Raw genomic sequence first — 20,690 nt, 5'->3', positions numbered from 1 at the left:
GTTTAATGTAAATCAAACAGTGTTGGCAATTGAGAACGAGGCAGGGATTACATTTGGACAGAGCAGCATATTTTTAGAACAATAAATACTCAATTCACCTGTTTTTAGGAATTCACACGGTATTGTGCAGAATAGAGTCAAAATATTTACCATTTTTTAGTTAACCTAATTTTAGGTCAGTGCTATATTTAAATCACGGTAAGGGGAACGCCCTCAAAATCCGGCGTACATATGGCGGCAGCATTTTTTAAACTGAAATACCCTGCCGTCTGTGCAGGGTATTTTCATCAGGAGGTGTTCGTGGACAACCGAGAAAAATTAATCAAAATTGGTGAACTCATTTTTGGAAACCAATGGCAAACCCCGGTTTCCAAAATATTGGGCGTTGACTCCCGCGCCGTTCGTCGTTATGTAGCAGGAAAATCCAGACCTCCAATGTCGCATAATCTGGTAGAGTTATTGCAAAAAAAACAACAGGACGTTTTGGAGGCCATAGAACTCGTTCAGTCTGATATTATCTCAGGTAACGAGGTTTCGGCGGATATGATCGAATTTATTGTTTCCCAATTCGACTACGATAGTGCAGGCTCTAGGTTATCTGCCATAGACGCCATTCGAAACTCAATACGAGATGATGTATATCTATCTGATTTAAATCAAATTGCAAAAAAATACGCCCAAAATGACCCTGAGATATCTAACAAATGACGCATAAATGCACACGGTTTAATTCAGTGACGTAGTTCAAAAATTGTGATTTTTTTATTGATAAAATCAACACGTTGCATATTATTACTGCATTCCTCGTGCGGCGCGGGGATGAACCGAACCGCCGTTGTTTATTACCATATTAGAGAGATTGCCAGCCTGTTCAGCGTGTCGCTGTCAACCATCTACAAATATCTGCCCGTTGGCACGGCCGCTAATGATGATGTGTTTTGATTTTCTGTATGTATTGTATGTACGAATCATACATATAATACATACGTACCTTATCGTACCTTATCGTACCTTATCTTAAGACGACTTTAGCTAAATCCATCAAGTCATTCGCCGTCACCGCGTGTAATCCCTCGCGGATATCTTCACTCACCCGTCTCAATGACAATGTAAACTCAATCCGTCTGGCCTGGCCATCGGCGAAAAATTCAGTCCGGCTTTCGGTCAGGCTGTCAATGACAAACATGCCATAAATCATGCCCGTGCCCTCAATGAGCGGCCACGGCTTGGCGGAAAAGGCCATTGTACGCAGCACTTCCAGTGAGATATCACCACCCGTGATTTCAGGGTACAACATCCCGTTCAGGGTGATGCTGTCTTCACCGGGGCCGATATATTGCCACTTGGGCGACTTGCCTATCCGGTCATTTTTCACGTGCCGCCAGTCCATATTCCGGTTCATGGACTGGTACGGCGTGGTCTGGAGCATAAAAACGAACATGCCATAAATCATCATCATGATATTAATCCTCATCGTAAAGGCTGGATCTATGTCTAATGCCTTGTTTTTTCATTATTTTTTCAATTTCGGTTTTCACTATCTGGCTGATTGACCGCGGGTTGTTCATATCCACACCATGAAAATGCAGGTTGATGGTATAACGGTCATCCTGTCGGGGGCTGTTGCCTGCACCAGTAGACATCACGGGCACCGGCGTACCACTCAATGTCGGCTGCACCCATTGCAGTTTTTCCGTCAGTCGGCGAATCAATGAGGGTTGCTGTAAGCGCGGTTCCTGATACGTGCCGTCAATCGGGATCACAGGCGGGCGGTTTTTAAAGACAATCTCACCCAGTTTATTGGGATCGGTCTGTGGGGCGGCATTGCCAGCCGCTTCCATTGATTCCGTACCCTTTTTTTTCTTCTTAGCCTTTTCGGGTTCGTATACCTTCGAACCAAACGCCGGTAACGCGGGCGTCTCGACTTTGGGCTTGCTTTCTTCCGCTTTTTCTGCGGTTTTGGCGACCGCAGTATTGGGGGTTGGTGTCCATTCCTGCTTCACCATTTTCTTGGCTTTGTCATCCCAGACCCACTTGACCGACTTCTGGACTTCGGGCAGGTTAACCGGCCCCATCGCGTTGGCAGCATCAGCGGCGGCTTTGGTGGCATCGGGAATAACCCCCAGTTTTTCCAGCAGCCAGCCCACACCTTTTGCAACTGCCGCAATCACCTTCACTACCCCGGCAATGGCTTTGCCTACCAGTCGCCCGAAGGTCTGACCCGCCTCGGTGGCGGCTTTCAGGCTTTCTGCGGAGGTATTCACCGGCTCGAACAGGGATTTAAACCACTCCCAGACTTTTTTGATGGCATTCCCGATAGCATCAAAGATTGGGGCGAACGGGGCAAAGGCTTCGGCCAGCGTATCACGCACCGGGGCGATGGCTTCCATCAGGCCACTGAAAAAACCGGCAAACCATGCCTTGATGGGTTCCCAGTATTTCCAGATCAGCACGGCCGCAGCCACAATCACGGCAATCAACAAGCCAAGCGGGCTGAACAGCAAGGACAAGCCGCCGCCAATAACAGACCACGCCATTTGTCCGGCAATACGCAACGCGCCAAATCCACCGCTAGCCAATCCTTTTAACCCGTTACCTAACATAGACAGCGCCATCATGGGCTGGGTAAATACCATCAGCAAGCCACGTTTTGCGACTGTTGCTCCATTCATTAACGCCGCCCATCCGCCGCTAGCCAGCCCTGTTATTCGGGCGCTTAAGTTCCCGATCGCCGTCCCTGCATTACGAAAAATTGCCCCCCAACCCGTGACACTACGGCTGACTCCACCGAGGGAGGGCAGTAACCCCCGCAGACCGGTAGATAATCGCCCCAATAACGGGAACATGGTTGCTAATCCGCCGCCACGGGTCAGCATAAATACACTGAGCCGGAGCGCCGCAAACGGCACAATCACAGCGGCGGCGGCCAGTGCCAGTGCGCCCAGAGCGGTGACAATAATCCCAATCACGGCCGCCCCGATGCCCAGGGCTTTGGTGAGATCGGGATGGGCTTTTGTCCATGCCGTGATACGGCGTAAAATACCCGTAATGCGTTGGGTGACTCCCCGCAGCACGGGATCAACCCGCTCCTTAACTTCTATCCTCAACCCTTCCCAGGCAGACGTTAGGTTTTTCAGGTCGCCATCCCAGCTATCCATATTGGTATCGGCGATTTTTTTCGAGAGACCGTTGGCATTGTCATTATTCGCTTTTTTCTCAGCGTATTTTCCATTGAGCATGCCATCCAGTACATTACCCATGCCAATCATGGCCTCTTCACCGAAAACGACCTTTTTCATGAGGATCTGGCTGGGTTGATCATAATGGCGCAGGCTAACCGCGATATCTTTCAGGATGTCATCGGCACTGCGCAATTCCCCATTGGATTTTTTCACCTTGACGCCCAATGCTGCCATGGCATCCGCAGCGCCGCCCGTGGGCGCAACCAGACGGGATAACCCCGCCCGTAGTGCCGTGCCGGCCATGCTGCCTTTAGTACCATTGTCCGCCATAACCCCCATCATAGCCGCCATGCGTTCCAAACTGATACCGAGTTGTGGCGCCAGTGAACCGGCGTAGACCATGGCTTCACTCAATTGCCGCAAGTTGGTTGTTGATCCGGTAAACGTGGCGGTGAGTACATCAGATAGCCTGTCCATCTGGTCGGGATTGAGCTTGAACTGGGATAGCATATCTGCCCCCATTTCCGCAGACTCACCCAGATCCAATTCCCCCGCCAACGCCATATTCAAAATCCCCGGCAGGGCCGCTTTAATGGCGTCCGGGGTCAGACCCGCAGTCGCCAAGAATTTTTGCCCCATCGCAGCATCCGTTGCCGTGAACGCCGTTGAGGCACCGAGTTCCTTCGCCTGCTCGCGTAGCATATTGTATTGCGGGCTGTTTCTGTCCAGTTTGGTCAGTGCTTGCACATTGGCCATACGCGCATCAAAATCCCGCCCCGGTGCAATAAAGCGCGACATGCCATATAACGAGCCGGCACCGGCTGCTATGCCTGCCGCGCCGGCCGAGACCAGTTTGCCCCGCGTTTCTTTAGCGGCGGCATAACGGGACTGGGCGCGAGTCACTGCCGCCAGTCGGCGTTGTTGTTCAGCCAGTTGTCGGTTATACGCCTCTGTGCGCCGCGCAACTTGCCCTGTGACATCACCACTATTGCGGGCAGATATGCCATGCCGGTACAATTCGGCTGACACATTACGCAGCCGCTGCTTTTCGTTGTCCAGCGTGCGGCCAAAGCGATCCCGTTCCTGTCGGGCAGCCAGTAAAATTCTCCGCTGCTCTTCCGTTTGTTTCCGGAATCGTGGAAATTCAGCGGCCAGCTCCTTGACCTTTTTCCTGGCTGTTTCGTAGGCCTCTGAGGTTTTTTGAACAGAAGCCGTTACGCGCTCAAAGGTACGTGCCTGACTTTGCAGGTTGCGGGCGCTGTTCTGCGTGTTTCGGATTTGGGAAGACAGACCCGCCGCCGCACGGTTGGCGGCGTTCAGGGGGCCTGACAGGCGGTTGGCCGCGCTCAGCGAAACCCGAATATTCAAATTGCGATCGGTCATGATTCGTGTCCGTTACGGGTCGCCGCGCGTTCGTGCCATTTCAATAATTCACTGACCGTCATGGCCTCGCACTCTGACGGCGACCAGTGAAATACCACAGCAATATCGGCAATAATATCGTCAGTATCGACGGCCGGACAGGGGATTAGCTGTCGGCCGGTTCGCTCGTCTCGCTGGCTGGTGAGGTGGGTGCTAAAAAATCGGCAATCGCCGCCGCCAGTTGGGTGAAATCCTGAATCGGCATAGTCGCCACATCCGCCTCACTGAGGCGCGGATGCGTTACCCTGGGCAGTAAGGTGATCAGGGCATTCACATCACTGGTCATAACATCCCACAATTTCAGGCCACGCAGTGCCCCTACCTGACGCATAGTTTCGGTAATGGTGACGTCGGTGATCGTGCTGCCGTTCGCCAGTTTCAGTGGTTCAGAAAAAATAACTGTTTTTGACATGGTTTCGTCTCCGTTGGGCGGGCGCGTCCCGCCATAAAATTACAAAATTAATGACCAATATTGGCGCGGTGTTTTTCCAGCAGGTCTTTACCGCCCACTTTCCAGACCAGATTGAGCATATCGACTTCGTGCAGCTCGTCATTGTTCAGCGTGATTTTGCAGTAGGTATTCTTCAGCGTGTATTTATGCTGGGTATTTTCTCCGGCTTTAGCGCTGCCCCAGTCCACCTCGGTAAATCGCCCGCGCGTCTGGATCTCACACGCGACGGCTTCCCCTGTTGCATCGTCATAGTACGACCCGGCAAAGCGCAGTTGCAGGCTGTCAATGGTGCCGCCCCACGTTTTCAGCAGGTTGGCTTCCAGCCCGCCCATCGTGACCTCCATATCCAGTGCGCCGCCATCCATCCCCATTAGAACGGCAACCGATCCGGGCATGCCTGCCCCCTGATAATCTTCGGTCTTGAGGGTGAGTTTTGGCGTAGTCACCTCCTCCACCTGTCCCAGATATGTCTGACCATCAATAAAAACGTCAAACATAAAGAGTTTTTTCGGCATCCCCATGCGAATTTCCCCTTAACCTAACTGATTAAAAACAGCAAAATATTCATCGGTAAATGTCTGCACCAGTTGCAGATTTTCCAGCGGCGGCACGGGCGTGTATTTATAGTGGATCGTCGCCGTCCCGTCGCGCAGCATTTCTTTCGGGTTATCAGCCGGGTCATACCAGCATTCAAACCCCAGCAAGCGCCCCTCGCTGACCAGTTGCATTCCCTTGCGGTTGATGCCATCCACTACGTCCTTCACCAGTGACGGTAACAGCGGTTTATCGACATAGGCAAAATGCGCTTCGGCGATCATATCCGCCAGTATCTGTGCCGTGCGGGTGTAGACCTCAAAGAAGTAAGTCTGTGCATCACAGGTGCGATTGCCCCAAAAACGGAAGCCGTCACGCTTGATAAGCGTCGTAATACCTTTGCTGTTCAGGTCGTCGGCGTCGGTGTCTGTACCCTGCAATGTCCAGTAGATATCAGCAGAGATACCCAGCACCCCGTTCACCGGCACGTTAGACAGCGATTTATGCCAGCCCTGTTCCGCATCAATGCGGGCACGCAGACCCAGTGCAAACGCGGTGGCGGGCACAGTTTCATTTTTCCCTGACTGGCTGTTATAGGTGATGAAATCCGGGTAAATCAGCATGATTTCACGCTGACTGAAATTCTCACGATATCGCTTCACCTCGGCCAATGTCTTGCAGTGATGGGGACTGACATAGGCAAACGCCCGCAATTTTTCAGCAAAAATCGCCAGTTGCAACGCCACAGGCTGCGTATCCAGTTGCGGGACCGCCAGTAAACGCGGTTGTTCGCCCGTGTTAATCTCTGCGGCCAGCAACGCATATAGGCCGGTATAGCGCCCGTCCTGACTGAGCCCCCCGATAACCAACTGATCCTGTGTTTTCTTCTCGCCACTACCTTTCTGGTTGGCGGCGTCGGCGACGCGGATCACAATCACTTTCGGGCTGCACTGATCGGCAATGGCTTTCAGGGTAGTGTACAACGTGCCGGTTTTACCGGCCTTGCCGATAACACTGTTGATGCGCGTCACCAGCACCGGCATATCCAGCGGGAACGCCTCGGCATCAGCATCATCAGCCGTACACACCACGCCAATCACTGACGTGTTAATGTCGCGGATCAGCGTGCTGAGTTTGGTGGTTTCCCTGACCGAGACGCCATGATGAAATGACATAAAAAATTACCTCATCGGGTTTGTGATGGGGTTATGTTGCGCCGCCTGACGGTGATAATCACGCAATATCCCCTGTCACCGTTCCGCGACACCGGGAGGGTGTTGTCTACGCGCCCGCGCAGGGCAATCATGGGGCAATTTTTCAACGAGCGACACGCATACATGAACCCGATAGATATTCTGACCAGCACGGATTACGTGAAAACACCGGCGTTTGATCTGCAAATTGGCGGCCGACAAATCACCGCCCTCAATGAGCGGCTGATCGCTCTGACCCTGACCGATAATCGCGGCTTTGAGGCCGATACGCTGGAACTGGCGATAGACGATGCTGACGGCAAAATTGAACTGCCGCCCCGTGGAGCAGAAATTGGGGTCAGAATTGGCTGGCAGGGTGAACCATTGGTGGAAAAAGGGTTTTTTGTTGTGGATGAAATCAGCCATAGCGGGCCACCGGATCGACTGGAAATCACTGCCCGCAGCGCGGATTTTCGGGACGAGTTCAATATCAAACGTGAATGCAGCTGGCATGATGTCACCGTCAGCGATGTGGTCAGTGCCATTGCCGGGCGTTACAACCTGCAACCAGCTGTGAGCCGGCCACTGATGGGGATTGAAATTGACCACGCTGACCAGACCAATGAGAGTGATATCTCATTCCTGTCCCGCATGGCAGAAATGCTGGATGCCATCGCCACCGTGAAAAATGGCCGGCTGCTGTTTATCATTCCGGGGCGCGGGGTATCCCAAAGCGGTAAACCGCTGCCCGTTATCACCCTGACCCGCGACAGTGGCGACGGCCATAGTTTCCGTGTCGCTGACCGCGCTGCCTATACCGGAGTCAGGGCGTTCTGGCTGGATCTGAATTTTGGCAAACAACCGGCAACGACCCTAAAACGCCGGCGGAAAAAAACCAAAACGAAAAAAGAGAAATCCAGCAGCCGCGAAGGGGAATATCTGGCAGGGGCCGACGGGAACGTCTACGTGATGCGCCAGACATTCAAGACCGAACAAGCCGCGCGTCGGGCAGCAGCGGCGAAATGGTCAAAGCTCCAGCGCGGGGCGGCGGAATTTGCCATTACACTGGCACGGGGACGGGCCGATCTCTATCCGGATCTGACTGCGACTGTTACCGGATTCAAAACGGCGATTGACAGCCACCAGTGGACGATATCGCGGGTTGTCCATAGCCTCGCCGAGAGCGGCTTTACCACCCAGCTAGAGCTGGAATTAAAAATTCAGGACACCGACATGACAGAAAGCGACCAATAACCATAATTAATGCGTTATAATCGCGGCAGGCACACCCCAACGATGAGGGTTATTCATGGCGTTTACCTGTCCCCAATGCGGCGCTGTGGCAAAAACTCGTACCAGTGAGATGATGAGTGAAGAAACGCGGCGCAGTTATCACCAATGTCAAAATATCCTGTGCGGCTGTACGTTTACCACCATTACCACCATTGAACGGTTTTTGACACTCCCCAAACCCCAGCCGTTACCGGCTGATTTTAAAGTTCCGAAACTGGCATTCCCGACCAGTCATTACGGTGATGAACAAATTGGTTTTGGATTCTGATTAAAAACAAATAAACCCCAGATCAAAATCTGGGGTTTTTTACGCTTGTATATAGCACTTAAGTGGAATTTTTAATTGCAACTTGTGATTTGAATCACTCTAAAAAGCAGGTCAATTGAAAGGATTTAGAGGATGTCGCCATTTTTTACATCGCCACTCCGTCGCCACTCCGTCGCCACTTTTTATTTTGGTGGGCTATAAATTACGCTGGATAATATTTATTCAATAAGGGTGATTTTTTATTCAACAGAAATTTTTTCAAAAATAGGAAAAATCAGGCTTTATAAGGGGATAAAAAGCAGGGTAAATGATAGTGGATAAAAAAACAGTGATGCCAAGGTGCTGCCAATCTGCTGCCAATTATGAATTTTCGTGCAATCAGAAACAAAGAAAAAAGCCACCGTGAAGGTGGCCTTTTCTGTCTCTAACTCGCTGTATTACCGCAAGTTTTTATTTGCAGGGCGGGACTAGTAAAATAAGTTAGTTGATTGAATTAGTTGGATTTATTTTTACTTATTGATTTTATGCCCCTTTTTGTGCCCCTTATTTGTTTAACTTTATCTATTTGAACTTTAAGTAATTTTTTAGAGCAACACAAAACCGTACCCACATAATATAGATTCTATATATAGGAATAACTTAAGTTTCTACTTTTGAGTATTAGCTTTAATAGTTTTGGCTCTATCTTTGAACGTAGGATCGATAGAACTTAGCGCATACAGCCTACCTAATAGGGCGTGCGTTACTGGCATATTAATAGCATTAGGCATATCTTTTATAGATTTCCAACACGTAATGTCTGAGACTAGCTTCATTCGCTGCTCATTACGTACGGATACCATTTCACCCTTGATTACAATACCTGTTACAAGCTTCGGTTTATTGCCACTATACAGTTTTGTTTTGGTCGGGTGCATTTGGTGTCCATGCCTTTCAATAATTTGACGAGTTATGGACTTGAAAAGTGGATTTACCTGAGTTCCGGAAAAAGTCAAATCATCGACATATAAAGTCATTGTTACATCATGCTTAATAGCTAACTGTTCGAGCTCACTAAACATTCTACAGTTAGCCCAATAAGCTAGCGGCATACTGATGCGACTACCAGTTGGTAGATGACTGTGAATTGTACAAATACAACTTAATATGTCTGCAACATCTGATGAACATTCCATAACGGTGTAGAAAAACGAAAAAACCATGCTTTTTTTTGTTGATGGGAAAAAAGAACAAACATCAGTTGTCATAAGTGGAAAATTGTTACAGTGAACATGGGCATTACTTACATTTGAATGCTGTTTCTTTCCAGAATGTAAAAAGTTCGGTGTAGCAATTCGACAAATTAGACTTGCTATCCGCGTATGAACTACATCTAACTCACCTACTGGATGCTGTATTTTACGTACTTTACCTTTCTTCCCTTTCTTCTCAAACTCGTTGTAATTTTCCGTATCGTTCATCATACGAAACAAGGTTTGCATATCAACTTTGAGTAAACTTGCTAACTTTTTTTTTGACTTAAGTTTATAGAAAGGAGAGTCCTGTAAAGCGTAAGATTTTTTTCTGGTGACTATTTTAAGCTTTGATTTTTTCGTCATTCTTATTAATCGCCCAATCTGCAATGTCTAAAACTTTACCAGCTATTAATTGTCTGAATTTTTTGGCAAATTTTCCTTCCTTATGAATGCTCTGAGAAAACATTATAAGAGACGTTACAGGAATATCGAATTTTGATGAATACAACTCAAGTAATTCGCTCTCAACAGGCCTATTACCTGACTCAAGTTCTTTTAAATACAGCGGCGTAAAACCGAATTCGCTAGCTAAATCGCTAACCGTCAGTTCATGGTATTGTCGAATTAATCTTAAGGCTTTGTGGATCATTAGGTAGTCCATAGTAGGTTCGAAACAAGGGGGAGTAAACCTACTCGTCACCCCCTCCAGTACCTTCTAACATACGTATTAAGTACCAGATTCTATAAGCCCATACGAGTATGAACTTAATAATTGAAAAAGCGATTTTCCACTTTGGGCGTGCCTTTGGGTTTACTTGCTGATCGCGATGTGTGTTATGTTTTTTCATAAATGTCTCCTATGTGCCTTGAAACCCACCTCATATGCTATGAGATTAATAAGTTACAAGCTCGCCTCACAAAGGAAGGGATTGATCAGCACTGAACCCCCGTCTCGACGAACCTTTGGTCGCCCGAAAGGTTCGAATACCCACTCATGTTCACGCTGTCACTGATATAACAAAGCTAGGCATGTGGGGGTAAAAGGGTAGAAAGATTTCTCTTTCCGCGGACTAAGTCCAATTAATGGCGTAGTTATCCCTCAACACATCGAATTTTAATCATATTAATGAATTTCATAACAATCAAGAGGAATATTTAAAAATGAGACATAGATAGTAAGTAGTATTAACTTGTCATGATAATTAATAGCTGCCAGTAATTTATGCTAGCAGCATAGAAACTAAGTTATATATTAATTTCTAATTCTACGCTCAATAAGCTGACCGTTCATATCAAAATACCGACTAGGCCAAATTTCAGAGGGATGTATGCCGAGATAGTTCGCGATTATCCATTCACCTTTAGGCCACGGCCTACTGAGAGTATTTGCCAGTGTAGATGAACTAAGTCCCGCTTCACGAGAAACAGCGGCTAAGGTTGTACCACGCTTACGTAATGCCGCAATAATATCGGCTTGGTGCCAGTCATTTCTAACGTTATTCATTCCTGCTACCCCTTCCATTAATTGATAAAATTGATGGTGGTGATTCAAACAGGGTTCGCAGTACCGGTAACGTCCAACCGGCGAGGCCGAAGCCTCCCCTGCCTGAACCACCATTGAAAAGGTGATAGCAAGCACACTGGTAGAAATTTCCTACCAGTGGGACGTTATATTCAAGGCTGCGAAACCTTACCACTAGATTTTGCTAATGGCTGGGCTACTTTATCGAATTGTTTTATCTGGTTCAATAAGCGAATCAGTAAAACCACTTAACTTTTTGCGTTATATCCCATTAAACATTTTAAGACGCTGCTGCTGTTCTGAATTTAAGTTGAACACAAACTCTTCATGCTCAATTTGCCATGTGCCAAAACTCATTAAGAACGCTATTGTAGGGTCGATTTTGTTCGCCGATTTCTTCTTGTTCGGTTTGATATTAGCGTTAGCGTCGGTTTCCATCACCACATTGGACATTGCCCACGCCAGAACCGGATCGCCGTTGTGACGAATAACTTTACGATTCACGAACACCTCGGCAGATTTGGCTACAGGACTAAAACGCATATAGGTTTGTGGGAACGGCTCAACATCCAGCCCTGCGCCTTGCAATTGAGTGCGTAAATGCGTGGCGTTCCATGTGTCAAAGCCGACCAGCTTGATATCAAACTGCTGGCTGTCGTTGAGAATATCATCACGAATACGGTCATAATCAATGCAGTCGCCTGCGGTGGTGCGTATCCAGCCTGCTTGCGCCCATTGGCGATAAACCGCCCGATTTTTGTTGGCAGGGTTCTGTAACTGGGCTTCGGGTAGATAATGGCGGGTCAGTAACAACAGTTCATTATCCACGGGGAACATATAGCAAATACTGGTGATATCCCCTGTTGAAGACAAGTCCAGTCCGGCGTAGCACTCCAGCCCTTTGAGGTCGTTTTCATCATAATCAGTCTGGCAGGCTTTCCATGCGCCTTCGCCCATCCACGGCGTTTCACCCTGACACCAGATATTAAAGCGTTTGGTTAGCATCTCTGTCCATTGCGAGGGAATGCCACGGGCTTTCTGTATCGTGTCATGTAATGAGGCACTATCTACCGATATATCTAAATTGGGATTAGCCTTTACCCAAAGGGATTCATCATCAATCTCTTTCTCGTCATCCAGTTCGTAAATCAGGGCAAACAGGGATTCATTTTGTTCTTCGCTATCCAGTATCTGACAGCAATAATCATAGTGTTGCTTACAGGCTGATATTACATTACTGCCTGCCGTAGTGATGGCAAATAAGATACCTTCGGGACGTGCGCCCATCCCTAATTCAAGGGCAGAGTACACGGCGTTATCTGGGTGTAAATGATATTCATCGACAATCGCCAGACTGGGGTTTGTACCTTCAATCGTGGCGGCTTTGGCTGCCAGTGGTTTTAACAGACTATTACTCCTTGGATAGGTGACTTTGTGTTGCTGAATAGTCACCCGTTTTTTTAGTGGTTTGGATAATAGGCTCATCTGGCGGGCATCATCAAACACAATACGCGCCTGATCTCGACTCACGGCGGCGGTGTAAATATCTTGCTGTCCCTGTTCCATAACCAGAAACCAGTTCGCCAGTATTGCTGCAACGGTAGATTTGGCATTTTTGCGCGGTACTTGGATATAAGCACTGCGATATTTTCGGCGTTCGGTTGCTTTCAATTTGAAGCCAAACAGATTCGCAAAGGCGAACTGTTGCCACGGCTCAAGCATGATGGGTTTGCCACGCAAATGGCCTTTGACATGCGGACAGACGCGGGAGAAGGCAATAAAACGCGCCACAACCTCAGAATCAAACACATAAAGTGGGTTATTCAGGTCGTTAAAGTAGCGTTTCACGGCCTGTTTTAACCGTTTACAGGCCGGAATTTTGCCGTTTTCGATATCAAAAGCGTATTGCTCCCATGAATTCATAGACGATCCAGCTCGTCTTCTTCCTCGGTTTCCACCGGATTTTTACGCCGTGATACGGGGTCAAAACCCAGCAATGATGACATTTTTATCATGATTTTTTCGGCATCCGCTTTGGCACTTAATGATGGATTGCGGCTCTCGCTGCCCTGACTGTTAACGATACTAAAGCCTCGCATATCAAGATCTGCCACCGCTTTGCGGTAAATAGAATAGTTCACGCAATACAATTCTAAATTGTTCCAATCAGCGGCGGTCAGGTCTTCCCGCTCACTTAAAATTTTACCTTTGGCCTTCCATTGGCTGGCGGCGATATCATTAAGGTAAGTTGGCGGTTTTGGTGCTCTTGCCATGATTTTTTTCCTTGTTGTTTTATTTTCAAAAAAAGTGCCGTGCGTAAAAATTGAAGGAGGGGGCGGTTCCGCTGGAAGGGACATTTGTCATTTTTGATATCCCCACCCCGTTATTTTGTTTCGTTATTATTCTTTTGATAACCAGTCACGATACCTTGCTGCTTCGGTTTCCTGTTGCCGATAAATCCCCTGTTTGCGCTTTGCTTTGGTGATGGGGTCAGTCTGTACGGTCTTACGGTTATGGCAGGTCTGACATAACGCCTGATGGTTCGATGCAGGCCAGAACAACACATCAGTGTCACCCTGTATCGGGATAACGTGATCCACAATGATGGCAGGCGTGTAAATGCCCTGCGGTAAGCAATGAACGCATAACGGGTTAGCTTTCAGGTAATGCAGCCGATAGCGTCCCCATCGATTGCTGTAACCTCGCTGGGTGCGGGTGCCGCGTTGCTTATCTTGCTGGCGTCTGGCTTCCCGTTGGTGCTCATCACATCGGCCTGATTTCACTCGTTCGCGGCAGTGTGGGTAGCTGCATCGCTTTAAGGGTTGCCACGGCATCAGTAAACTCCCACATCACGATAGACAGACCACAGTGATTTAATGGTGAACGGGACTTCTTTAAGCTCAACGTCCGTGGCCATTTCCCGATTTTCATATAGCAAACCGATATAAAGCAGGCAACCTACCTTGATTGCTGGCGTGAAGCTCAGACCATTATCAAACCGCTTGCCGATATGTTGCTGACAGACTTCCAGTGCGGCTTCGGCGTAAGCGGTAAGCAACGCATCATCAAGGGTATCGCTTTCATCAATCCGGCAATGTTGCTTGATTTCGTTCAGGGGGATTTCAATCTCAGCCATACCTCACACCTCCCTTGCAGAGCAGTTCTAAGCGGGTGTGTTTCGGATCAGGAATAACGGCAACAATGGCAAAGGTTTTACCGTGGGTGCTGGCGCCTTGATAGACAATGCGATTTGCTGTAGTGATATCATCACGGTAACGCAGCCAAATACGCACCGTGGCTTCGGATAACACGGCACCAGAAGCCACCAGTTCCCGCCCGCTAATTGCGATGACTTCCGCCCAAACGTCGGCAACATCTTCCCAGTTGTTTATTACTCCACCAAACGTATCACGTGTGCTTTTGTTTTTTTGAAGGGTGATCCGGTGTCTCAATCTGCCTGCTCTCATGCCTTGCTCTCAGTTTGTTTTTTCACTTCAACCGTTTGCTTCCATGCCTGACTGAATTCATCGCCGCCGTCACGAGGGGATAATCCCTCACGCTCGCGGGCTTCATTCGGTGACATAACACCGGACTTAATGGCAGTTTCATAACTCTGGAAACGTTCTTTCGGATTGGCACGCAGTAAGTCGGCAGTATCAAATTCGACCTGATAACGAATCCCCCGTTTTGGAGAATTAATCAGCAAGGCCGCTTTGATTTGTTGTTCAAAATTGGCAAGCCACGGGCGCATGGTGATGGTCAGAAAAGCGCGGGAGGCTTCACTAAAGTTGCTGTAGGTACTGTTCGAATATTCTTGCAGAAAGATCGGGCTGACATTGAACATACGGGCGATATCGTCAATGGTGAAGCGACGGGAGGCCAGCCATTCGGCATCTTGGTTACTCATGCCTAACTGCTGGTATTCCATCCCGCCTTCAAGGATCGGCGTTTTCCCTGCATTGCGAGCACCCTTGTAACGTTCGAGGGCTTCCAGTGCCTTACTTCCCTTGATTCCGTCCAACCAGTCAGCGGCTTTAATCACCCCCGCCGCCATCATGCCATCTTTCATAATGCTTGCGCCGTGGCGTTGTTGTGCCAGCCCCAAGCCCAGTGTTTCACGACAAACCGTGACGGGAGAACGTCCCAAAAAACCATCTTCGGTGGCATAGCGCAGATGCAGGATTTCTTCCTGTAAATAGGTTTTGACCTTGCCGCTATAAGGCTCGGTGATGACATACGCGAACCGATGATCGGATAATCGTTGTGGTACAACCGCTGACGGCGGGTAAGGGTGCAATGATTGTGGCTGACCATCTCGCCCCCAGACAATCACCGCATACGCATTACCATTCAGCAGGCAATGACGCATCAGGGTTCTTTTGAACTGGTACGGTGTCTGGCAGTCATTCGGACATTCATTCAGCAAGTAATCAACGGGGTGATCGCTCAACCATTCGCGGGATTCTTTGCCGTTCTGGTGCGCAACCCGATAGAGATAACAAGGCATGGAGGCCACCGCTTCACTAATCACTGTAACGGCATTCATCACAGCGGGTAAGCCTTCCGCCGTAGACGGAGAAACATGTTCGCCTGATTTTGTATTAGCCATGCCTGCCAGAGAGAAAAATTCATCCAGCGTCATGCTGCGGGTTTCAGCGGATTTGCGTATAAAAGGCCACATCATTACACCTCGGACAGTTGCAACCAGTAATGACGCAAATCCACATTGCAGGGCTTAGCGGCATTCAGTGAGCGTTTGGCAATCTCCACACCACTCTCAGGATAGGCGGGTAAACTGGTGATCGTGATTTCCCTTAATTCGGCTTCCAATACCGTTCTGATATAGGGTGTCTGACTGGTATCCCATTGATCTTTAATGGCACGAAAACCAAAGGACATGCCTTGTATATCCCCGCGTTCAACCAGTGTTAATACATCGTGCCCCAATTTCGTATCTGGCGGGGTTAGTTCGAAGCGCAATCCGGTGGCATCCTCGGCAAGCTGCAACGTGCCGGACGTGGTACGGCCTAACAGGTTCATCGGGTCATGCTCATACAACGCCCTGATATCAGCCCCTGCCGCTAAACTGGCGTTAAACGCATTCGGTGCGAACTGTTCGATAAACTCATCCCACAGCACGTGTGATCGGCTGTTCCACTTAATCACATAACCTGTCAGCTTTTTATTGCTGGCAGACAGTGAGGCTGTGCGGATTTCAAAATTATTCTTCATTGATGGACTCCAAGACTTGGTAAGGGGTGCGAACCCCCTTCTGCTTAGTTGCTGGACGCTTTCACTTCCAGTACCTTAATTGCGTTGGAATCCACCAGCCCGCCGCCCAGATATTTATCGGTATGTACCTTATAAAATCCCGGCTCGGTGATATTATCAGGGCGGGTACGAATGCCCGTCTCATGGTCAACAATGAAATAGCCGCGTTTGAAGTCACCCAAACCAATTATTCCCTCTGGCATAAATTCGAGATAGTGGACAGGCAAGCCCAGCAGCATATCCGGATCACCCGCTTGCAAACGTTCCCGCCAGATATAATCACCATTACCATTTTTCAGTTTTTGTACTTGGGCGGCAGTTGTGGAATTCATCACCCAGACTGCATTTTTACGGTATTTGTTTTTGAGTAAGAATTTCAGGTCAATCAGGCTATCCGCTGAAAGCGCGGTAACTTCCAATTTTTGCAATGTACCAAACGCGCGAATTTTGTCGGCTTTAACATCACGAGGGTAAGACAGGAAGCCTTTCGCTTTTTTGCTACCATCACCGCGCACGAGATCCGTTTCTTCAGTATCAACGAAAGTGTCGGCAATTTCTGATGTCAGCCAACCTAAGATATCCACATCGCTAAAATCGATGATCTCTTGGGTTGTTTTAGGATAGGCGTAGATGGGGAACAGCTTAATGCTGACCTCTTCCATCTTCGGCGTGGCAGTCTCACCGCGTGCCTTGCCTTCTTCCCCGTATGCCACGACTGCGCCACCGACAGAAACCAACTGTTTGTATTCATTGCTGCGTGTGGTTTTCACCGTACAAATCCGACGCATAACTGACTCATCAGTCAGTTGCTGCATAATCTGTTTGTTCAGTTCAGGGATAACGGTATAGCCGCCATCAGACGGAATACCCGTAGATAGAGAACGAGCTTCACCCGTCAGAACATAGTGGCGCAATTCATCATTGTTGAGTTTTTTACTGGTTGGCTGTTTTTTTGCCTGACTGCGTTCTTCATCAGCCAATGACTCATAACGGGCAATTTCAGTATTCAGCGAGTCGGACTGGCTGCGCAGTTCATCAAACTGTTTAGCTTCATCGGTATTGAATGAGCGCTTTTCGTCTTCCGCTTTGGTGAGCAGTGAGCGCATTTGCTGGGTTAAATCGGATTTTTGTTGGCGTAATTCGAGTAATTTTTTCATGGTGTTTTTTATTTCTATTTGTTTTCAAAAAAATATATTTAACAGCATGAGGAATAATAATAAATTAGGTTTGCCATGGTATTCAATCACACAATAATAAAAAATCCTCTGAAACTTAGAGGCTAAACAGAGATAAACATGAAAACAGAAAACTTACAAAAATCATTTTAATTTATTTACATAGATGACTTCATATCCATCATTTGTTGGATAGATAAAAGCATCTTTATTAGCGGTTGGAAGGCTAAATGAGGCAGAAAATGCCTCATATGATATTGACGTAAAAGGAGAACTCTTCCAGACATCTCTTTTTTTATTATCATATAAAACAATAAAATATTTGTCTCCCAAAATGACATACTTCCACATTGCATATGGAGATATTGGCAATTTTTTATATACCACAGCGGTATATTGACCATCTTCACCCCTCTCCTCAAAATATTTATTCCAATTACCGAAGAACAATGTTGATGGAAATAAAATCCACATTATAAAAATAATGACAAAAAATAAAACTTGCCATGGTTTTTTAAAAAAGAATTTATATTTATTTTTCATAGGTGAATAATTTTATGTTGTGGTAACGGGTTCATCCATAAAATATCAGAAAAAACAATAAAATCACCACCTTCATTATGTTTTTTCTGCCATTTTCTAAAACTATCATTAATTACAGGAACATATCCATTATATTTAATCCATAAGGCCAGCCAACTTCCAGTCGCATAAAGAGCGGCATAATCAACGGAACTAATTTTATCTAATATACCATTTTTACTCCAAATGCCTAAAGGTTCATTAGCGCCAACAAAATCATAGGTATCTTTTAAATACATGCCAATCTGTTCGGTGACAAAAACATCTTTACTGTTTAATTTATCCACATGTCCCTTAACAGCCACCTTCATATTGGAATTACCCATAGCCCCATACCAATCATCAACCGTATCCAACTTAGAACCAAATTGCCTAACATTGACTACTGAAAACGTGTCTATTCCCCGTATATCATTTTCATATCCTAATTCTTTTTTCCCACCTTCTTTTTCTAGCTGTTCTTTTAATTGCACGATACCTGCATTACTTGCCCATCCATTAATTAATACAGACATCACGTCTTGAGGTTGTTTATATTTCATTGCCCATTCCATTTTTATGATGGAATCATTAACCAGTTCATTTGGTATATCTATTGCGCGACCTCGAAAATATTCGGTTTTTACTTTTTCTGTAAAAGTGTAAGCAGGTTTTGTATTAAACCAATGACGCATTAATTTGGGTGCCATTTCCCAACCCATTTTTTCCATTGCATCTGGGATTTGGTTTAAGTAAAAAATATCCATTTCAAGTTCTGTATTTTTACCGCCTTTAACGGTTTTAGTTTTAAAAATCGACATTATCAAATCCCTATTTTTGTCTGAAATAAATATTTAACCTCAAGGTTTTCTTCTTTTTGGGCATCAAACTGTTTTGTTATCCCAGACGTTTGACATATTCCCTCAATCAGCCCCTTGTCCGTTTCCACGCCATACGCAATATCCTGGCAAGTATTCCCTTGATGCTTAAGCGTAAACTTGTGGCTAAATAGAGACGCAACAGCCTCTTCAATCAGCGGCTTAATGGATGAAAAACCGGATAAAAGTGGTTTTGCCTCTTCACGCCCCGCTAATTGTGAAATGCTATAACCGGAAGTTCCTGCGGCGATGTGGTTACATGAAATGGATTTGTAATCGAGCATTACAACTTCATGCGGTATTGCTCCGTTGTCATTGATTGAATGCGGATAATTATAGGAAATATCCACAATAGTGGCACTGGTCAACTTGATTTCATAAAAGAACTCCAGTTGCCCCATCTGGCTTGTCCTGTAATGCACAAAACTGGCATCCAGCAATTCGTTTCCGTCGATTGCCATCGCTAACAGGGGAGAGGATTTATCAATGGGTTTCACAAAGCTAACAGGTTGATGATTGACGTTCTGGTCACAGCTCATCGAATGATTCAGGCTCAATACCTGTATTTGATCTTCACGCCCTTTTTGATACCGATTTCCAATTGATTCAGGCGTTGAACAGCCTGCTGAAATTAAACCCTGCTTCTTGCCCTTTAACGACAAGTAAATGATGTGTGACATTCTTGTCTCCTGTAACAGCACTTCTGATAAATGCGTAATGAAACAGGATATAACAGAATTATTTATCTATACCAGTGTGAATAAAAGTCCATCAATGAAATTGTGATTAACTTCTATTCTTAAATAAAATCAGATGATTACATCATTTTAATTTGAGGTAGTACCAAAAAATAAAAACCCGATTGCGCACGGTACTGACTTCTGATTTTATTTACCTGCCAGAAGACCCCCTGAAAATCTTTTTCACCCTCTCAGTTATGCACCCTCTGCACAATTCCCCGAAAGCCTTGCTACATCTGGGTTTGAGGCAATTAACATGATATTCATTGACTGTATCACCTGTTCACCCATTTTTTGATTAATGAAGAGCATGTAGAGTTGATGTATAGTTAAAAAATAACTATACATCTATTATTTTTCTTTAAATACAGTTAGATAATTGAAATAGTGTATGGAATGCAGACTTAAAGCCAAAAGTTTTATACAGGTGACTTGAAATCTCGACACTCAGGCACTGACGGTAGCCATTCTTCGGCTTCTTCCGATAATTCCACGTTATAGGAATAGCCTTTCTTGGTTCGCACTTTCCGATATTCTTTCCTGTATTCCATCATAATTTTCGGAATGGATTCACCAAACTTCGTCAGTGTCAGCGGACGTTCAAAACCGTGCGCCTCCATAAAAGAAAGATAAGCATGATATAAATACATTCTCGGTGCTCGTGGGATAATATTTTTATTGCCCATCTTCATCCCAGTTGCATCATGGACAGACACCAGATAACCGCAAAAGCGATACAACGGATCGGAATGACTTTTTACCGTTAACGCCTCGTTCGAATCGCGTTGCACCTGTAGCAGTTTTCTAGCCTTATTCTGGTCGGAAAATTCGTTTAATAAGTGACGAATAATTACAGGCAGTTCCCGACTGATTTTCTCCGGCAACTGTGGATCTTTCTCAGATTCTTTAACCGGAATATTAAACGGAAATATCACCCGCCGCCGTGCAATACCGCCGTTGCGTTC

25 protein-coding genes are annotated in these 20,690 nt (G+C 46.7%); 4 read left to right on the top strand and 21 right to left on the bottom strand.

All coding sequences use genetic code 11. The annotated features are described in order from the left end of the window. The first annotated feature begins 231 nt into the window (after positions 1 to 231). Both PSI15_RS14305 and PSI15_RS14300 read left to right on the top strand, forming a co-directional pair. Positions 232 to 708 (top strand): hypothetical protein, encoded by a 477-nt coding sequence (locus PSI15_RS14305; RefSeq protein ID WP_273584089.1) that lies wholly within the window; start codon positions 232 to 234, stop codon positions 706 to 708. A 111-nt stretch (positions 709 to 819) separates the two neighbouring features. Further along, the gene (locus PSI15_RS14300; protein WP_273584088.1) at positions 820 to 942 is read left to right on the top strand and encodes a helix-turn-helix domain-containing protein; all 123 of its coding nucleotides are present in this window, start codon (positions 820 to 822) and stop codon (positions 940 to 942) included. Between the two features lie 70 nt (positions 943 to 1,012). On the opposite strand, the gene PSI15_RS14295 is transcribed toward PSI15_RS14300, so the two are convergent. The 6 genes from PSI15_RS14295 to PSI15_RS14270 are packed head-to-tail and all read right to left on the bottom strand — an operon-like array spanning position 1,013 to position 6,764. Further along, positions 1,013 to 1,459: a phage tail protein gene (locus PSI15_RS14295; RefSeq protein WP_273584087.1), complete on the bottom strand. Its 447-nt coding sequence runs from the start codon at positions 1,457 to 1,459 to the stop codon at positions 1,013 to 1,015. Between the two features lie 4 nt (positions 1,460 to 1,463). Further along, on the bottom strand, positions 1,464 to 4,565 hold the full coding sequence (locus PSI15_RS14290; protein ID WP_273584086.1) for a phage tail tape measure protein: 3,102 nt from the start codon (positions 4,563 to 4,565) through the stop codon (positions 1,464 to 1,466). Continuing rightward, entirely contained in the window at positions 4,562 to 4,669 is a 108-nt protein-coding gene (locus PSI15_RS14285; RefSeq protein WP_273584091.1) for a GpE family phage tail protein, read from the bottom strand. Before PSI15_RS14285 ends, PSI15_RS14290 begins: the two co-directional genes overlap by 4 nt. 41 nt (positions 4,670 to 4,710) lie before the next feature. Beyond that, positions 4,711 to 5,016, bottom strand: a complete 306-nt coding sequence (locus PSI15_RS14280) for a phage tail assembly protein (RefSeq protein ID WP_273584085.1) — start codon at positions 5,014 to 5,016, stop codon at positions 4,711 to 4,713. A gap of 47 nt (positions 5,017 to 5,063) precedes the next feature. Further along, positions 5,064 to 5,576: a phage major tail tube protein gene (locus PSI15_RS14275; RefSeq protein ID WP_273584084.1), complete on the bottom strand. Its 513-nt coding sequence runs from the start codon at positions 5,574 to 5,576 to the stop codon at positions 5,064 to 5,066. A gap of 12 nt (positions 5,577 to 5,588) precedes the next feature. Further along, complete coding sequence (locus PSI15_RS14270; RefSeq protein ID WP_273584083.1) at positions 5,589 to 6,764, bottom strand: phage tail sheath subtilisin-like domain-containing protein; 1,176 nt, start codon at positions 6,762 to 6,764, stop codon at positions 5,589 to 5,591. Positions 6,765 to 6,926: 162 nt separating this feature from the next. Between PSI15_RS14270 and PSI15_RS14265 the strand changes: the two genes are divergently transcribed. Further along, positions 6,927 to 8,036 carry a phage late control D family protein gene (locus tag PSI15_RS14265; RefSeq protein WP_273584090.1) on the top strand — a complete coding sequence of 370 codons (1,110 nt, stop codon included), beginning with the start codon at positions 6,927 to 6,929 and terminating at the stop codon, positions 8,034 to 8,036. A 55-nt stretch (positions 8,037 to 8,091) separates the two neighbouring features. Continuing rightward, positions 8,092 to 8,343, top strand: coding sequence for an ogr/Delta-like zinc finger family protein (locus PSI15_RS14260; protein ID WP_038241664.1), 252 nt, complete (start codon positions 8,092 to 8,094; stop codon positions 8,341 to 8,343). A gap of 647 nt (positions 8,344 to 8,990) precedes the next feature. Here the strand turns inward: PSI15_RS14260 and PSI15_RS14255 are convergent. The 15 genes from PSI15_RS14255 to PSI15_RS14185 form a co-directional block, all read right to left on the bottom strand. After that, positions 8,991 to 9,941 carry a reverse transcriptase family protein gene (locus PSI15_RS14255; protein ID WP_273584082.1) on the bottom strand — a complete coding sequence of 317 codons (951 nt, stop codon included), beginning with the start codon at positions 9,939 to 9,941 and terminating at the stop codon, positions 8,991 to 8,993. Next, a complete protein-coding gene (locus PSI15_RS14250) occupies positions 9,919 to 10,227 on the bottom strand; it encodes a helix-turn-helix domain-containing protein (protein WP_273584081.1) in 309 nt (102 codons plus the stop codon). Before PSI15_RS14250 ends, PSI15_RS14255 begins: the two co-directional genes overlap by 23 nt. Before the next feature lie 603 nt (positions 10,228 to 10,830). Continuing rightward, positions 10,831 to 11,082, bottom strand: coding sequence for a helix-turn-helix domain-containing protein (locus PSI15_RS14245; protein WP_038258097.1), 252 nt, complete (start codon positions 11,080 to 11,082; stop codon positions 10,831 to 10,833). A gap of 279 nt (positions 11,083 to 11,361) precedes the next feature. Further along, positions 11,362 to 13,023 carry a terminase large subunit gene (locus tag PSI15_RS14240; RefSeq protein ID WP_273584080.1) on the bottom strand — a complete coding sequence of 554 codons (1,662 nt, stop codon included), beginning with the start codon at positions 13,021 to 13,023 and terminating at the stop codon, positions 11,362 to 11,364. Continuing rightward, positions 13,020 to 13,373, bottom strand: coding sequence for a phage terminase small subunit P27 family (locus PSI15_RS14235; RefSeq protein WP_273584079.1), 354 nt, complete (start codon positions 13,371 to 13,373; stop codon positions 13,020 to 13,022). Before PSI15_RS14235 ends, PSI15_RS14240 begins: the two co-directional genes overlap by 4 nt. 126 nt (positions 13,374 to 13,499) lie before the next feature. Beyond that, the gene (locus PSI15_RS14230; RefSeq protein WP_273584078.1) at positions 13,500 to 13,934 is read right to left on the bottom strand and encodes an HNH endonuclease; all 435 of its coding nucleotides are present in this window, start codon (positions 13,932 to 13,934) and stop codon (positions 13,500 to 13,502) included. Beyond that, on the bottom strand, positions 13,934 to 14,236 hold the full coding sequence (locus tag PSI15_RS14225) for a head-tail connector protein (RefSeq protein ID WP_273584077.1): 303 nt from the start codon (positions 14,234 to 14,236) through the stop codon (positions 13,934 to 13,936). Before PSI15_RS14225 ends, PSI15_RS14230 begins: the two co-directional genes overlap by 1 nt. Continuing rightward, a complete protein-coding gene (locus PSI15_RS14220; protein ID WP_273584076.1) occupies positions 14,229 to 14,567 on the bottom strand; it encodes a phage head closure protein in 339 nt (112 codons plus the stop codon). Before PSI15_RS14220 ends, PSI15_RS14225 begins: the two co-directional genes overlap by 8 nt. Beyond that, positions 14,564 to 15,781, bottom strand: coding sequence for a phage portal protein (locus PSI15_RS14215; RefSeq protein WP_443256098.1), 1,218 nt, complete (start codon positions 15,779 to 15,781; stop codon positions 14,564 to 14,566). Before PSI15_RS14215 ends, PSI15_RS14220 begins: the two co-directional genes overlap by 4 nt. Positions 15,782 to 15,783: 2 nt before the next feature. Next, complete coding sequence (locus PSI15_RS14210; RefSeq protein ID WP_273584074.1) at positions 15,784 to 16,332, bottom strand: HK97 family phage prohead protease; 549 nt, start codon at positions 16,330 to 16,332, stop codon at positions 15,784 to 15,786. A 44-nt stretch (positions 16,333 to 16,376) separates the two neighbouring features. Beyond that, on the bottom strand, positions 16,377 to 17,528 hold the full coding sequence (locus PSI15_RS14205; RefSeq protein ID WP_273584073.1) for a phage major capsid protein: 1,152 nt from the start codon (positions 17,526 to 17,528) through the stop codon (positions 16,377 to 16,379). 162 nt (positions 17,529 to 17,690) lie between these two features. After that, positions 17,691 to 18,089 carry a DUF6201 family protein gene (locus PSI15_RS14200; RefSeq protein WP_273584072.1) on the bottom strand — a complete coding sequence of 133 codons (399 nt, stop codon included), beginning with the start codon at positions 18,087 to 18,089 and terminating at the stop codon, positions 17,691 to 17,693. Continuing rightward, positions 18,086 to 18,928 carry a DUF6402 family protein gene (locus PSI15_RS14195; protein ID WP_273584071.1) on the bottom strand — a complete coding sequence of 281 codons (843 nt, stop codon included), beginning with the start codon at positions 18,926 to 18,928 and terminating at the stop codon, positions 18,086 to 18,088. Before PSI15_RS14195 ends, PSI15_RS14200 begins: the two co-directional genes overlap by 4 nt. A 2-nt stretch (positions 18,929 to 18,930) precedes the next feature. Continuing rightward, on the bottom strand, positions 18,931 to 19,665 hold the full coding sequence (locus PSI15_RS14190) for an Hcp family type VI secretion system effector (protein WP_273584070.1): 735 nt from the start codon (positions 19,663 to 19,665) through the stop codon (positions 18,931 to 18,933). 479 nt (positions 19,666 to 20,144) lie between these two features. After that, positions 20,145 to 20,690, bottom strand: a 546-nt coding sequence (locus PSI15_RS14185) for a primase-like DNA-binding domain-containing protein (RefSeq protein WP_273584069.1), incomplete at its 5' end; no start/stop codon positions are given.

The organism is Xenorhabdus sp. PR6a (genome assembly GCF_028599065.1).
Taxonomy (GTDB): Bacteria; Pseudomonadota; Gammaproteobacteria; order Enterobacterales; family Enterobacteriaceae; genus Xenorhabdus; species Xenorhabdus doucetiae.
This window is presented reverse-complemented; position numbering and strand designations above follow the sequence as displayed.